Raw genomic sequence first — 14,162 nt, 5'->3', positions numbered from 1 at the left:
GGTGCCGGGGCCTCGGCCGGCCCGCTCCGGGCGCAGTCGCGCCACGGGCAGAGCCGGGAATGGTGCCCCGGCGGATTTCAGAGGAGGGGAATGGGTGGACCGCGTAGCAGTGCGGGGGTATGTGCGATCCGCAGTGCGGGCACCGGCACGTCCCGCAGAGCGGGCAGGCGGCGCGGGCTGACGGGGATCGGACGGAAGAAATCCAAGAGGGCCCAGGCCAGCCGGGCCGTCAGGCGCACCAACCCCAGCAGGGCGTCCTCGCCGCATTTGAGCACGAGGACGGTGAGCACCAGGGCCAGGCCGTGGGCGGTGAGCATCGCGGGGCCCAGCAGATCGGCATGAGCGCTCATCGCCCCGGTCCCGCCGGCTGTGTGATGGACCGCGCTGTGCGCCAGGTGCCGGACGTGTTCGGCCTCCAACCGGGCGTGGCCGGCGTGGGAACCGATTCCAGTCCCGGCGATCCCGGCCCCGCCGAGCACGATCGGCGCCGCGGACAGGATCGACAGCAGTCCGTGCACGGCCACCTGGGCGAAGGCCACGATGGCGCTCAGCGCCCAGACGCCCAACCTGCGACCGGCCAGCAGGGACCCGATCCACAGCGTGCCGATGAACGCGACGACGACGGCCAGCACACTCGATGCCCCATGGGCCCCCGTGTGCAGGGCCAGGGCGACGGAGGTCGCCAGGAGCGCTGCGAACAGGGCACGGGCCATCCGCCAGGGGGCGTGGGCTGATTCCACGTGTGCACTCCCTTCGCTACCGTCTACACCGATGAGGCGGTTCCGTGCCGACCACGGACACCTGCGCCGGGGCCGCACGCGCGGCGGTGCCGGAATCCGGCACCGCATACTACCGCCAGTAGAAGAGCTTAGCCGACCTGCGCCCGGCAGCCGCACGATGGCCGCGCGACGGTGGTTGCGGGCGCCGCCGTCCGAGCGCGGGTCCGGCCCACCGCAGATCACCGCGCATCTGTCAAATATAACGATACGATAACGGTGGCCCGTGACCCGCACACCCCCCGTGTTTACTGGCGATGCAAGGGCCCATGCCGTTTTCCGCCGCCTGGGAAACATCCGCGAAAACCCTCGAAAAACAAGGAACCCGACTACAGTGGAAGGGTCAACGGACTTTTATGGGACCGGTTCGAGCGCAGCCATACGCTGCCGCGAACCCAGTACCGGCGCGGGCAAGGAAGACACGAGTCGGCAAGCCGCCCTCACAAGGACGGTTACCTTGGCCGCGGCAGCCCCCTGCCGACGGAAAGGAGACCCGATGCCGATCGTCAAAGCATCGCACGTCTACAAGGTCTTCGGAAAGCGAGAACACGAGGTCATCAAGCGCCTCGAAGCCGGCGAGGACCGTTCGGAACTCGCCGGCCTGGGAACGGCCGCCGTCATCGACGCCAATTTCGAAGTCGAACGCGGCGAGATCTTCGTCGTCATGGGCTTGTCCGGTTCGGGCAAGTCGACCCTGCTGCGCACCGTCAACGGACTCGGCAAGGCCACCTCGGGCAGCATCGAGATCAACGGCAACGAGATCGCGCAGATGAACAACAAGGAGATCCGCGCGATCCGCGCCAAGCACATCTCCATGGTGTTCCAGCACTTCGCCCTGATGCCGCACCGCACGGTGCGCGAGAACGCCGCCTACGCCCTGGAGATCCAGGGCGTGCCCAAGACGGAGCGCCTGGAACGCGCGAACACCTGGCTGCAGACCGTCGGCCTGGCGGGCTGGGGGGACAAGTACCCCCACGAGCTCTCCGGCGGTATGCAGCAGCGCGTGGGCCTGGCCAGGGCACTGGCCGCGGAGACCGAGATCCTCTTGATGGACGAGGCGTTCTCCGCCCTCGACCCGCTGATCCGCAGGGAAATGCAGGATCAGCTGATCGAACTCCAGCAGCAGCTGGGCAAGACCATCATCTTCATCACCCACGACCTCAACGAGGCCATGTACCTGGGTGATCGGATCGCCGTCATGCGCGATGGCCGGATCGTCCAGATCGGCACCGCCGAGGACATCCTGACCAATCCGGCAGACGAGTACATCGCGAACTTCGTCCAGGACGTCGACCGCGCCAGGGTGCTCACCGCATCGACCGTGATGCGCCAGATCGACGACACCGTGATGTCCGGCGCCGGGCCCCGCGTGGCGATGCGCGCCATGGAGTCCAACGGCTGGAACATCCTGCTGGTCACCGACCGCGAGCGCAAGCTGCTGGGCTACGTGACCGACCGCGCGGTCGTCAACGCGGCCCGCGCCGGCGAGCGCACGATCGAGGGGATCGTGGAGACCGAGGGCATTCTGACCGTCGGCCCCGATACCCCGGTCTCCGAACTGTTCGCCCCCAGTTCCGCCTCCCGCGTGCCGTTGTGCGTGGTGGCCGAGGACGGACGCTTCCTGGGCATCGTTCCGCGCGTCAACCTGCTCAACTCGATGGCGCAGGTCAGTCCCACCACCGGGGAGATCCCCGCGGTGCAGACGCTCGAGCAGCAACCCGGCGATGAGCGCCGAGACGATGAACGCGAAGGCGAAGCGACCAAGGAGGCAGAATGAATCTCAATCCGCTGAGCCCCCGCATCCCGCTGGGCGAGTGGGCCGATAAGTTCCTCACCTGGTTCCAGGACGTCTTCGGCTGGCTGCTGGACTTCATCTCCACCGTGCTGACCGGTATGTACACCGGCCTGGAACTGGTGTTCGCCTCCCCGTCCTTCCTCATCATGACGGTCATCCTGGCCGTCATCGCCTGGCTGTGCGCGGGCTGGAAGGTCGGCCTGGTCACCCTCATCGGGTTCTACCTGGTGCGCGCGTTCAACCAGTGGGAGAACGCGATGGAGTCGCTGGCCCTGGTGCTGGTGGCCGTCATCATCGCGCTCATCATCGCCCTGCCCGTGGGCGTCTGGGCCGCGAAGTCCAAGACCGTCTCCGCGATCGTGCGACCGGTCCTCGACTTCATGCAGTCGATGCCCGCGCTGGCCTACCTGGTGCCGGCCATCGTGATGTTCTCCGTCGGCACCGTCCCCGGTGCGATCGCGACCATCATCTTCGCCCTGCCGCCCGGCGTGCGCTTCACCGAGCTGGCGATCCGCCAGGTCGACGGTGAGGTCGTCGAGGCCGCCCAGGCCTTCGGCGCCGGTCCCTCGCACATCCTGTTCCGCGTCCAGCTGCCCCTGGCCCTGCCGACCATCATGGCCGGTATCAACCAGGTCATCATGTTGGCCCTGTCCATGGTCGTGCTGGCCGGTATGGCCGGCGCCGATGGCCTCGGCGGCGCGATCATCGAGGCGATCAGCTCCGTGAACGTGGCACTGGGCGTCGAAGCCGGCGTCTCCGTCGTCGCCCTGGCGATCTTCCTCGACCGCGTCACCGCGGGTCTGGGCCGCAAGGGCAACCGGGTCGCAGAGGCCTGATTCGCAAACCACCCCCGGCGCGTCCGGACCCGCGCCGGCCGCGCCGGGGGAAACGTACCCATAAGAAAGAAGGGTCATCATGAAAACCATCAAGAAGACCAAGGGCCTGGCCCGCATCGGCGGCATCGCAGCCGCCGCCGCGTTGCTGCTCAGCGGCTGCGGCGCTTCGAACTCCACCGACGATTCGGCGGCCGGCGGCTCCGACGAGGGCGCCACCGCCGATCAGAACTGGGCCGACTGCATCCCCGGCACGGACGCCAAGGACACCAGCTCGATGGATGCCGATGGCAAGAAGGACATCAAGATCGCGGCCTTCAACGGCTGGGACGAATCCTTCGCGGTGAGCCATCTGCTCAAGAACAACCTGGAGAAGAAGGGCTACAAGGTCTCCATCAAGGCCTTCGACGCCGCTCCCGGTTATGTGGGCGTCGCCAACGGCGACTACGACTTCCTGGTCGACGGCTGGCTGCCGCTGACCCACGCCGACTACGTCAAGAAGTACGGCGACAAGCTCGACGCGCAGGGCTGCTGGTACAACAACGCCAAGCTGACCCTGGCCGTCAACAAGGACTCGAAGGCCAAGACCATCGAGGACCTCAAGACGATGGGCGGGGACTACGACAACACCCTCTACGGGATCGAAGCCGGTGCCGGCCTGACCAAGGCCACCAAGCAGGCGATCAAGGACTACGGCCTGGACAACATCAACTTCAAGCCCTCGTCCACGCCCGCCATGCTCACGCAGCTGAAGAAGGCCACGGACGCCAAGAAGGACGTCGCCGTGACCCTGTGGCGCCCGCACTGGGCCTACGATCAGTTCCCCGTGCGCGACCTCGAGGACCCCAAGGGCTCAATGGGCAAGGCCGAGGTACTCTACAACTTCTCGAACAAGGAGTTCACCGGTTCCAATCCGCAGGTCGCCCAGCTGCTGAAGAACCTGGTCCTCGACGACGATCACCTGGGCTCGCTGGAGAACGACATCCAGAAGACCGGCGATGACAAGATCGACGATGCCGTGGCCAAGTGGGTCGACGGCAACGGCGACTGGGTCAGCAAGTGGGAGAAGGGCGAGCTCAAGGGCGAGGCCAACTCCGCGACCAAGTGATCGAAGTGATCCACGTGATCGACGGGGTCGAACCCCGCGGGTCCTGAGCGCAGGGCCTGCGGGTTCGAACGGGGAGGGGCCGGGTTCCGCTGCTGCGGAGCCCGGCCCCTCCCCCTCTTACATCCGCAGCCAGGTGTCGGCGCTGTCGGCGATCCGCGCTCCTGCGCCCGCCGCCGTCTCCAGCCACTGCACGTCGGCGCCGTCGGCGCCGACCAGGGCGTCCGCGAGCACCGTCGCCTCGAATCCCAGGACCAGCGCTGCCATCACCGTGTGTTCCACCGCGCGGGACTGGTCGACCCCGCCGATCACGACCCGGTCGATATTCATCGCCTGCAGGCCGGTGGCCAGGTCCTCGACCCCGTCGAACACATCGGGGACCTCCGAGGCCAGGACCAGATCGTCCGCGGTCGGCTGCACCGGGGCCGGTTTGCCGGCCCACTCGGCGGCCTTCCTGGCCGCCGCGGCCGCCGCCCCGCCCGGCGCGTTGGCGCCCGCCGAATCCACGGCCTCGGCGTCCTCGTCCGGGGCCTCATAAGCCGGCTGGTGGGCCGGCGCCGTTGCGAAGACCACCACACCATCGGCCACACGGGCCCGTGACAGGATCTGCTCCAGGGGCTTGAGGGGGGCCTGCGGCAGGTGGGTATTGACCAAGACGAGTGCATCCATGCACCTAGCGTCTCATAGGCCGCGCACGTGAAAGGATGAGGGCATGGCACAAGCGATGGACGACGACTCGGCACCGCATCTGCAGGGCCTGGTCTTTACCGCCGACGGGTCCTGCACGGAACTCGATACGCTGACCGCGGCCCTCGCCGCCCGCCGCACCGCAAGCGCCCCGGGCGGCACCGGCCATCTCATCTGGATCGACATCGACCGGCCCACGGATGATGAGCTGAGCGCGCTGCAGACGGCCTTCGGGCTGCACCCCCTGGCCGTCGAGGACGCCCGTGAGGGCAATCAGAGGATGAAGTTCGAGCGCTACGGCCAGACCAGTCTGCTGGCCCTGCGCCCTGCCGCGATGTCCGAGGCCCCCGCACGTCCCGCGCACCCCGACGCTCCCGGCGACGAGGTGCCGGGCGAGGACGAGTCCCTGCTGATCGGCGAGCTCGAAATCTTCGTGGGCGCCGGCTTCGTCATCTCGGCCCTCCGCTCGGGTTCGCCCCTGGCCGCGGCACGCGAGTTCTCCCGGATCCGCGAACTCCTGCGCTCCTCCCCCGCCCTCAAACGCCTGGACGCCTCCACCGGGGCGGACCGCGCACACGGCGAGCTGGTCGTCGCATACACCCTGCTCCACCTCATGATCGACCGGGTCGTCGACCTCTACACCCCCGTCCTGGAATCCTTCGAGGAGACCGCCGACGATCTGGAGGTGCAGATCTTCAAGGGCACTCCGGTGCGCTCCCAGGAGATCTACGCGGTCTCACGCGGAATCCTCGACCTCGACCGGGTCGTGAAGTCCCTGCCGCAGCTCATGGTGCACCTGCGGGCATTCGCCGCCGATACCGGGCTGCCGGACGAGCTGCTGCGCAATCTGCGCGATGTCGCCGACCACGTCGGGTCCAATCAGGACCGCCTGGGCCGCCTGCGCTCGATACTCAGCGAGATCTTCTCCATCAACTCCACCCTGGTCGCCGAACGCCAGGGCGATCAGTCGAAGCGGATCTCGGCCTGGGCCGGCATCTTCTTCTTCCCCAGTCTGGTCGCAGGCATCTACGGGATGAACTTCGTCTTGATGCCCGAACTCGACTGGAAACTGGGCTATCCGGCGGCGCTAGGGCTGATGGCTGTCGGCTGTATCGTCATCTACTGGATCTCCAAACACAACGACTGGCTGTGAGATGCGCGGCACACGGCGGGCGGTTTCACGATAGGTTGGTTCCATGACGACGAAGACGTTCCATCAGCAGATCGGTTCCGGCGAGCTCTCGCTGGGCACGTTCATCCTCGAGTTCATGACCACCGGGGTCGGTGCGTTGACCGCACGGGCCGGCGCGGACTGGGTCCTGTACGACCTCGAGCACTCGGGCTATACCCTTGACAGCGCGCGGGCCGCGATAGCGGTCTCCCGGCGCGAGGACATCGCTACCTTCGTGCGCGTGGCCGGCACCGCCCAGCACCTCGTGTCCACGGCCCTGGACGCCGGAGCCGAGGGCATCATGGTCCCGTATGTGAATTCCGCGGAACAGGCCGAGCGGATCGGCACCTGGCTGCACTACCCGGGTTGGCTCGGCGACGGGAACACATCGGCGGGAGTGCGCGGCTCCGCCTTCGGCGTCGCCCACGACCTCTACGCCCCTGGACTGCCCGCGGACAAGCAGGCGGCTGCGAACGAGTCCGTGGTCTTCCTGCCACAGATCGAAACGCCCGAGGCCGTCGACGCGGCCGCCGATATCGCAGCACTCGAGGCCGTGACCGTGCCCTTCATCGGACCGATGGACCTGAGCACGAACCTGGGCGCGCCGGGCGATTGGCAGAATCCCCGGTTCCGCGGAGCCCTGGACACGGTCGCCCAGGCCTGCCGTGACGCGGGCAAGGCCGCCGGCATCTTCTCCACCGGCCCTGAGCTGACCGAACTGGCACTGCAGGCGGGCTTCACAGTGATCTCGCTGTCGGCCGACGCCGCTGTCTATTCGGCGGCTCTGGGCCAGGGGCTGGCCGACATCCGACGCGCCGCCGTCTGAGGTCTCTCAGGCGTCCTCGGCCGCCTTCGCCTGTTTGGCGGCCTCAGCGCGGCGGGCGGATTCACGGGCCTCTGCGTGGGTGATGGCCTCGGCCAGCTCATCGCGGTAGAGCATCGAGCGGCGCAGCTGCTTGGTCCGGTAGCCCGCGCGCCCGATCATGTGCACCGCCAGCGGGCTGGTCAGCATCTGGATGCCCATGACCAGGGCCGCGGTCGTCAGCGTCTGCCAATTGGGGTGGGCCACCACGATCGCCACCAGGATCAGGAACAGCCCCAGCACCTGTGGCTTGGACGAGGCGTGCATCCGGGAGAGCAGATCGGGGAACCGCACCAGACCGACCGCGGCCGCCAGGGAAAGCACCGCGCAGCCGAGCACGCAGACGGCCACCACGATCTGGGCGTAGAGCGGAATGGTCATCGGGCCTCCTCCTGATCCGTGGCGGCCGGTCCGGCCGCTGCTGCGGGCGGTTGTGTGGGTGCGACCGGTGGCAGCGGGTACTCGTTGAGCGTGGCGCCGCGGGAGACATAGCGCGATACGGAAACCGTGCCGATGAAGCTGAAGGCGGCGATGCACATCATGACGATGAGCAGGTCCCAGTGGCCGGTGAACACGATGAAGCAGCCGATCCCGCACAGCAGCACGCCCAACAGCACATCGGTGCCGATCATCCGGTCGAGGATGCCGGGGCCGCGGATGATCTTGACGACGGCCACCACGGCGGCCACCCCGAACAACGGCAATGCCACGGCCACGACGATCCACAGCAGAGGTGTCAACGTCAGCGTCATCGCCGGCCCCCTTTCGTGTTCACAGTCTCGGCCGCCTCGCGCCTGGCCCGCGCCGCGCGCATCCGGGCCAGGTTCTTCTTCCCGATGACCGGAGGCAGGCCGCGCTCCTCGCGCCAGGCATTGAGGACGGTCAGGTCGCGCACCGAACCCATCATCATGATGACGAGGCGTTCGATCGTATAGGCGTCCGCGCGCGCCTTCTCCACCAGTTCGTCGGTGTTCGCGCCCAGGGTGTGGATGTAGAGCACGCCGTGCACGCGGTCGACCTCGGTCACGAACGATCCGGGGATCACCCCGTTGACCAGGGAGATCACCGTCATCAGCAGATCGGAGCGGGTGTTGAGGTCCACGGCCACGATGCTCCCGGGAGCGACCCGTCTGGGCCCCAGCGCGGTCCAGGCGACGTGGATCGAGGCGCCCACCACGTTGACCAGCAGCCAGAGCAGGAAGTAGCCGGCCCAGATGACGTTGAAACGCCCGGAGAGCTCGACCGCGGGCAGATAGAAGACCCTGATCACGCCCAGGGCCACGAGGATCCCGGTGAGCACGGTGAGGACCGTCAGACTGTCCCACAGCAGGACCCAGACGACCGTCAGGATCGCAATGCCCAGAATCTGCACGGACAGTGGGCGCAGTCCTGGCAGACGATTGTCGCGGCGCTTGCGGCCGGCTTTCCCATTCATCGGGCACCACCTCCCAGAACTGCCTGCACATAGGTTCCCGCGTCGCTCAGCGCGGCTGCCGCGTCCTGCGCGAAATCCCACAGCGGACCGGCACACACCGTCAGCGCTACGCTGACGGCCACCATCGCGACGGTGGGCCACAGCATCGAGCGCGGCACGCGGGGCAGTGCCGCATCGGCCGAGGCGAGTGCCTCGGCACTCAGGGCGTTCGACTGGGCGTCCCTGGCCTCGGCGGCCTCTTCGGCTTGGAGTTCGGCGGCGGGCAGTTCCTGGCCCGTCGCCGTGAGCACGGTATCCGTGCTCTGCCCGCCAACGGCCTCGGAGACCCGGTCCGCGGCTTCGGCAGCCGCGGTGGCGGAGTCGTCCGCGGCCGGGGCACCGGGGGCTGCGGCAGCGGGCACCGGCTCCCCCGACGCCTCCGCCCCGACCCGGGGCTGCGCACTCGTTGCGGCCGGTCCCCGGCCGGTGTGGGCGGCGTACTGGGCGACCAGACCCGGCGTGGGCTCCTCGACCTGCGCCGGCTCCCGCCAGAACGCGAAGTTCCAGGTGCGGGCCACCACGTAGAGCGTCAGCAGGCTGGTCAGGGTGCCGGCGGCGATCACCGTGAAGTCCAGCCAGGTGCCGTCGGCGAAGCCCGCACGGAACAGCGCGACCTTGCCGATGAACCCGGAGAACGGCGGGATACCGGCGAGGTTGAGGCCGGGGATGAGGAACAGCAGCGCCACCACCGGGGTGAGTCTGGCCAGCCCGCCGAGCCTCCGGGTCGAGGTGGTGCCGGCCCACTGCTCGACCAGGCCGACGGCCAGGAACAGCGCCGTCTGCACGATGATGTGGTGGGCTGTGTAGAAGATCGCCGCGGCCAGGCCCTGCTGCGTCCCCACCGCCACGCCGAACAGCAGATAGCCGATGTGGCTGACGAGGGTGAAGGAGAGCATGCGCTTGATCTCGGTCTGCGCGATCGCACCCAGGATGCCCACCAGCATGGTCAGCCCCGCGATGATGAGCAGGGGCACGCGCAGGCTGTCGGCGGGGAACAGCACGGTCTCCGTGCGGATGATCGCATAGATCCCGACCTTGGTCAGCAACCCTGCGAACACCGCGGTGACCGGGGCGGGCGCCGTCGGGTAGGAGTCCGGCAGCCAGAACGACAGCGGGAACACCGCGGCCTTGATGCCGAATCCCAGCAACAGCGCCACGTGCAGGATCAGCTGGATGTCCAGGGGCAGATCGGCCAGGCGCTGCGAGAGCTGGGCCATGTTCACGGTTCCGGTGGCGGCGTAGACCAGCCCGATGGCGGTCAGGAAGATCAGCGAGGAGACCAGCGAGACGACGATGTAGGTCGCGCCCACATTGATCCGCGCCGGGGTCGAACCCAGGGTCAGCAGCACATAGGAGGCCGCCAGCAGGATCTCGAAGCCCACGTACAGGTTGAACAGATCGCCGGCGATGAAGGCGTTGGAGACGCCGGCGCACAGAATCAGATAGGCGGGGTTGAACACACTCAGCGGGGTGTCCTCGCTGGTGTCGGCCATGTCCTGGCCCAGGGCGTAGAGCAACACCAGCAGGGTCACGATGGTGGACACGACCAGCATCAACACGCTCAGTCTGTCCGCGACCAGGGCGATGCCGAACGGCAGCTCCCAGCCGCCGACGGCCACCACTTGGATGCCGGAGTCGGTGATCGCGAACGCCAGCACCAGTTCGATGGCCAGGGAGATGCACAGGGTCGCCACCGTGACGGCGTTCTGGATCTTGACCTTCCCGGCCAGCAGCAGGGTCAGACCGGCGCCCAGCAGCGGCAGGACGACGGGCAGTGGGACGAGCAGGGCGGGGTTCACGAGCGCTCACCCCCGGCGGGTCGGTCCGGCGAGGCAGCGGGGCGCTGCGCGTCCGGGGCCGAGGCGCCCGTCGGGACCGACTCCCCCGCCGCGGCCTCGCGTCCGGCCCGCGGGCCGTCGTCGTCGAGGTCGAGGGCACCGGCGACGGGCGCCTCGGCCTCATCGCCGAATTCCGTATCGTCCTGGTCCACTCCCTCACTGGCCTCGGCCGCGACCTGTTTCGAATCGCGTTCCAGGCTGACCCGCAGATCGGCCATATCGTCCTCCAGGTTCTCGTGGCGCAACAGGCGCCACGAGCGGTAGATGAGTGCCAACAGGAAACCGGTCATCGCGAAGGTGATGACGATCGCGGTGAGCACCAGCGCATGCGGCAGCGGGTCGTTCATCCCATCCGTCGACAGGTTCTGCCCATCGGTGATCGGTGGACGGCCGGGAGCCCCCGCGGTGAGCACGATGAGCATGTTCGCGCCGTTTCCGAACAGCAGGAAGCCCAGCAGCACGCGGGTCAGCGACCGGTCCAGCATGAGGTAGACACCGGTGGCGAATAGCACGCCCATGGTCAGGAGCATGATGAAGCTGGTGCTCACAGGCTGCCTCCCTTCTCCGTGTCGTCCACGTCGAAATCGTCGATCCGGCCCAGCAGGGCGGGTATCCGCCGCCGGGCGCCGGCGCCGATGCCGGTGGTGGCAAGCGATTCCGCCAGGCGCGCCTCGTCCTGTTCCTGATGGACGTCGACCTCTACGCCGATCGCGCGCAGGATGTCGATCATCAGGCCGATGACCACAAGGTAGACGCCGATGTCGAAGATCGTCGAGGTGCCGAACGACAGGTGCCCCAGGATCGGCACATCGGCCTGCCAGTACGCCGATTCCAGGATCGCGTCGCCCCAGAGCATGCCACCCAGGGCCGTCAGGCCCGTGGTCAGCATGCCGGCGCCCATCAGGATGCCCGCGTCGATGCGCACGGCCTCGGCCAGTTCGAAACGGCCACCGGCCAGGTACCGGGCGATCAGCGCGAGGCCTGCGACCAGCCCGGCGGCGAACCCGCCGCCGGGCAGGTTGTGCCCGGCGAACAGCAGGTAGACGCTGAACACCAACATGAGGTGGAAGATCAGGCGCACCACGACTTCCAGGATGATCGAGCGATTGCCCGGCGCCAGGGTCCGGCCGGCCAGCAGCCAGGCGTTGCGGCGCACGTCCTGGCTCGGCGTCGGTTCGGCCACCGTCGCGATCCGGGCGACCCCGTGGGGCCGGCGGGTGGACATCCGCTCCAGGGTTCCCTCGCGGGACCGCACGAAGATCAGGCTGGAGATGCCGATGGCCGCGACCACCACGACGGACAGCTCGCCCATCGTGTCCCAGGCGCGCATATCGACCAGGGCGACGTTGACGATGTTCTTGCCGTGGCCGCCCTCGTACGCCAGTTCTCCCCACTTCTGCGAGATGGGGGTGGCACTGCGGGCGCCCATGGCCACCGCGGTGAGCACCATGGTCAGAACACCGAAGGCCGCGCCGATGAGCAGCCGGATGGCGGGCGTGGCACGTGACCCGGGCGAACCGATCCGCCGCGGCAGCCGGCGCAGCACCAGCACGAAGACCACCAGGGTGATCGATTCGACCAGTACCTGGGTCAGGGCCAGGTCGGGGGCTCCCTGGAAAGCGAAGAAGGCGACCATGCCGTAGCCGGTGATGCCGACGATGACCACTGCGGCGAAGCGCTTCTGGGCGACACACGCGGCGATCGCCGCCGGGATCATCACGGCAGCCAGCAGCACCTGCTGCCAGGAATCGGCCACCCTGATGGACTCGGGCCAGGTGTCGTTGGCCAGCAGGGTCACCCCCAGGGCGCCCAGGGCCACCAGGTAGATGACTGCCTGGTAGAAGGGCAGCGAACCGCGCTGGGTGCGGGCGGTGACGAATGCGGCGAAGTCCTCGAGCAGCTCGATGGTACGGCGGTAGCCGCGGGTGAAGTTCCACTCGCCGGCGGCCGCGGACTGGAAGACTGCAACCTGTTTGGAGAACACGCACAGGGCCACGCCCAGGGCGATCGTCAGGGCCGAGAGCCCGAGGGCCGGTTCGATCCCGTGCCACAGCGCCAGGTGGTAGTCCGAGTGGACGACCGTGGCGAACAGGGCCTCGAACGGTGCGGGGTTCAGGCCCAGCACCACGATGGCCGCGGCCAGGATCAGCGGGGCGGCCAACAGCAGGGCGCCGGGATGGGCCGGTGCGATCCGGGCCACCCCCGGTTTGACGGCGAAGGCACCGGTCACGAAGCGCCAGGCATAGGCCAGGGTGAGCACGGAGCCGGCGACCAGGCCGATAAGCGCCATGATCGACTCCTTGGTGCCCGTGCTCAACAGGGTGGAGTACAGCGCCTCCTTGGCGATGAAGCCGTAGAGCAGCGGGATGCCGGCCATCGAGGCCGCGGCGATGACGGTGGCCACGGTCAGGGTGGGGCAGGCGCGGCCGAAGCCGGAGAGTTTCCGGATATCACGGGTTCCGGCGTGGTGGTCGATGATGCCGGTGGCCAGGAACAGCACGCACTTGAACAGGGAGTGGCTCAGCAGCATGGCCAGGGCGGCCTTCGTGGTGTCCGGGGTGCCGAAGGCGGAGATGACGGTCAGGATGCCCAGCTGGGACACCGTGCCGTAGGCCAGGATGCTCTTGAGGTCGAACTGTTTGAGGGCCTGATAGCCGCCGACGAGCACCGTGGTCACGCCCAGGATCAGCAGCAGGGGCAGCCAGCCGGGGGTCGCGGCGAATCCGGGGGCCAGGCGCAGCACCAGGTAGATGCCCGCTTTGACCATGGCGGCCGCGTGCAGATAGGCGCTCACGGGGGTGGGGGCGGCCATGGCGCCGGGCAGCCAGAAGTGGAAGGGAAGCAGCGCGGACTTCGAAACCGCGCCGATGAGGATGAGGACGATGGCGGTGATGATGACGCCTGGTGGCCCGTGCACCGTCAGCCCGGGATAGCCCAGGGACACGATCATGGAGATCCGCCCGGTGCCTGCCACCGTCTGCAGGATGATCATGCCGATGAGCATCGCCAGACCGCCGGCGGTGGTGATGAGCAGGGCCTGCAGGGCGGCGCGGCGGGCGGCTCGCCTGGCCGCATTGTGGCCGACCAGCAGATAGGAGAACACCGTGGTGCCCTCCCAGAAGATGAACATGGTCAGCAGTTCATCTGCGAGCACCAGTCCGTACATCATTCCGGCGAAGGCGGTGAACTTGGCCGCGAAGTTCCCCAGGGTGGGGTCGCCGCGCTCGAAGTAGCGCATGCAGTAGACGAACACCAGGGCGCCGACCCCGGTGACCAACAGGCTCATGAGCCAGGACAGGGCGTCCATCCGCAGCACCAGGGACATGCCCAGAGCGGGGAGCCAGTGCACGTCCTGCGTCCGGGGAGTCTGGCCGGGCACCGACAGCACCGAGTAGACGAACGCTCCGGCGGGCACCAGCGCCAGCAGACCGAAGGCGTTGCGTCCCAGGAGCTTGAACAACCAGGGCGCGATGAGTGCGGCTACGAAGAATGCACAGATAAAAGCGCCCACGAGTTCGACTTCCTGTCGGGACGGTTGAGAACGAAACCATTCTTTCACAATCCGACATTTGCGGGCAAGTTATTATGTCAACCGCGGTTGTCGCGCAAAGGGCCGGACTC

13 protein-coding genes are annotated in these 14,162 nt (G+C 68.0%); 5 read left to right on the top strand and 8 right to left on the bottom strand.

Annotated elements, in window-relative coordinates; translation table 11 throughout:
- Positions 1–77: 77 nt before the first annotated feature.
- Positions 78–740 carry a hypothetical protein gene (locus NQ036_RS13695; RefSeq protein ID WP_257059654.1) on the bottom strand — a complete coding sequence of 221 codons (663 nt, stop codon included), beginning with the start codon at positions 738–740 and terminating at the stop codon, positions 78–80.
- 532 nt (positions 741–1,272) lie between these two features.
- Here NQ036_RS13695 and NQ036_RS13690 point away from each other — a divergent pair.
- The 3 genes from NQ036_RS13690 (at position 1,273) to NQ036_RS13680 (ending at position 4,512) form a co-directional block, all read left to right on the top strand.
- Positions 1,273–2,553, top strand: a complete 1,281-nt coding sequence (locus NQ036_RS13690; RefSeq protein WP_257059651.1) for a glycine betaine/L-proline ABC transporter ATP-binding protein — start codon at positions 1,273–1,275, stop codon at positions 2,551–2,553.
- Entirely contained in the window at positions 2,550–3,407 is an 858-nt protein-coding gene (locus NQ036_RS13685) for a proline/glycine betaine ABC transporter permease (protein ID WP_257059650.1), read from the top strand. Before NQ036_RS13690 ends, NQ036_RS13685 begins: the two co-directional genes overlap by 4 nt.
- A 79-nt stretch (positions 3,408–3,486) precedes the next feature.
- On the top strand, positions 3,487–4,512 hold the full coding sequence (locus tag NQ036_RS13680) for a glycine betaine ABC transporter substrate-binding protein (protein ID WP_257059648.1): 1,026 nt from the start codon (positions 3,487–3,489) through the stop codon (positions 4,510–4,512).
- A 117-nt stretch (positions 4,513–4,629) separates the two neighbouring features.
- On the opposite strand, the gene NQ036_RS13675 is transcribed toward NQ036_RS13680, so the two are convergent.
- Positions 4,630–5,178, bottom strand: a complete 549-nt coding sequence (locus NQ036_RS13675) for a cysteine hydrolase (protein WP_257059646.1) — start codon at positions 5,176–5,178, stop codon at positions 4,630–4,632.
- 43 nt (positions 5,179–5,221) lie between these two features.
- Between NQ036_RS13675 and NQ036_RS13670 the strand changes: the two genes are divergently transcribed.
- On the top strand, positions 5,222–6,349 hold the full coding sequence (locus tag NQ036_RS13670; protein ID WP_257059644.1) for a magnesium and cobalt transport protein CorA: 1,128 nt from the start codon (positions 5,222–5,224) through the stop codon (positions 6,347–6,349).
- 43 nt (positions 6,350–6,392) lie between these two features.
- Positions 6,393–7,193 carry an HpcH/HpaI aldolase/citrate lyase family protein gene (locus tag NQ036_RS13665; RefSeq protein ID WP_257059642.1) on the top strand — a complete coding sequence of 267 codons (801 nt, stop codon included), beginning with the start codon at positions 6,393–6,395 and terminating at the stop codon, positions 7,191–7,193.
- 6 nt (positions 7,194–7,199) lie between these two features.
- Here NQ036_RS13665 and mnhG read toward each other — a convergent pair whose 3' ends face one another.
- The 6 genes from mnhG to NQ036_RS13635 are packed head-to-tail and all read right to left on the bottom strand — an operon-like array spanning position 7,200 to position 14,052.
- Positions 7,200–7,610, bottom strand: coding sequence for a monovalent cation/H(+) antiporter subunit G (gene mnhG / locus NQ036_RS13660; RefSeq protein ID WP_257049612.1), 411 nt, complete (start codon positions 7,608–7,610; stop codon positions 7,200–7,202).
- On the bottom strand, positions 7,607–7,981 hold the full coding sequence (locus NQ036_RS13655) for a monovalent cation/H+ antiporter complex subunit F (RefSeq protein ID WP_257049610.1): 375 nt from the start codon (positions 7,979–7,981) through the stop codon (positions 7,607–7,609). Before NQ036_RS13655 ends, mnhG begins: the two co-directional genes overlap by 4 nt.
- Positions 7,978–8,664, bottom strand: a complete 687-nt coding sequence (locus tag NQ036_RS13650; RefSeq protein ID WP_257049609.1) for a Na+/H+ antiporter subunit E — start codon at positions 8,662–8,664, stop codon at positions 7,978–7,980. The genes NQ036_RS13655 and NQ036_RS13650 overlap by 4 nt, the downstream gene beginning before the upstream one ends.
- Positions 8,661–10,502 (bottom strand): Na+/H+ antiporter subunit D, encoded by a 1,842-nt coding sequence (locus NQ036_RS13645; protein ID WP_257049608.1) that lies wholly within the window; start codon positions 10,500–10,502, stop codon positions 8,661–8,663. Before NQ036_RS13645 ends, NQ036_RS13650 begins: the two co-directional genes overlap by 4 nt.
- Positions 10,499–11,089: a Na(+)/H(+) antiporter subunit C gene (locus NQ036_RS13640; RefSeq protein WP_257049607.1), complete on the bottom strand. Its 591-nt coding sequence runs from the start codon at positions 11,087–11,089 to the stop codon at positions 10,499–10,501. Before NQ036_RS13640 ends, NQ036_RS13645 begins: the two co-directional genes overlap by 4 nt.
- Positions 11,086–14,052 (bottom strand): Na+/H+ antiporter subunit A, encoded by a 2,967-nt coding sequence (locus NQ036_RS13635; RefSeq protein WP_257059641.1) that lies wholly within the window; start codon positions 14,050–14,052, stop codon positions 11,086–11,088. The genes NQ036_RS13640 and NQ036_RS13635 overlap by 4 nt, the downstream gene beginning before the upstream one ends.
- Positions 14,053–14,162: the final 110 nt, after the last annotated feature.

Origin of the sequence: Brevibacterium sp. 91QC2O2 (assembly GCF_024580695.1) — a bacterium.
GTDB lineage: Bacteria > Actinomycetota > Actinomycetes > Actinomycetales > Brevibacteriaceae > Brevibacterium > Brevibacterium moorei.
The sequence above is the reverse complement of the archived record's forward strand: the minus strand, read 5'-3'. Positions and strand labels throughout refer to the sequence as shown.

Coding starts and splice junctions, on each gene's coding strand:
- NQ036_RS13680 (WP_257059648.1), top strand. CDS start 3,487: ATGAAAACCATCAAGAAGACCAAGGGCCTGGCCCGCATCGGCGGCATC.
- NQ036_RS13670 (WP_257059644.1), top strand. CDS start 5,222: ATGGCACAAGCGATGGACGACGACTCGGCACCGCATCTGCAGGGCCTG.
- NQ036_RS13665 (WP_257059642.1), top strand. CDS start 6,393: ATGACGACGAAGACGTTCCATCAGCAGATCGGTTCCGGCGAGCTCTCG.
- NQ036_RS13690 (WP_257059651.1), top strand. CDS start 1,273: ATGCCGATCGTCAAAGCATCGCACGTCTACAAGGTCTTCGGAAAGCGA.
- NQ036_RS13675 (WP_257059646.1), bottom strand. CDS start 5,178: ATGGATGCACTCGTCTTGGTCAATACCCACCTGCCGCAGGCCCCCCTC.
- NQ036_RS13685 (WP_257059650.1), top strand. CDS start 2,550: ATGAATCTCAATCCGCTGAGCCCCCGCATCCCGCTGGGCGAGTGGGCC.
- NQ036_RS13650 (WP_257049609.1), bottom strand. CDS start 8,664: ATGAATGGGAAAGCCGGCCGCAAGCGCCGCGACAATCGTCTGCCAGGA.
- NQ036_RS13655 (WP_257049610.1), bottom strand. CDS start 7,981: ATGACGCTGACGTTGACACCTCTGCTGTGGATCGTCGTGGCCGTGGCA.
- mnhG (WP_257049612.1), bottom strand. CDS start 7,610: ATGACCATTCCGCTCTACGCCCAGATCGTGGTGGCCGTCTGCGTGCTC.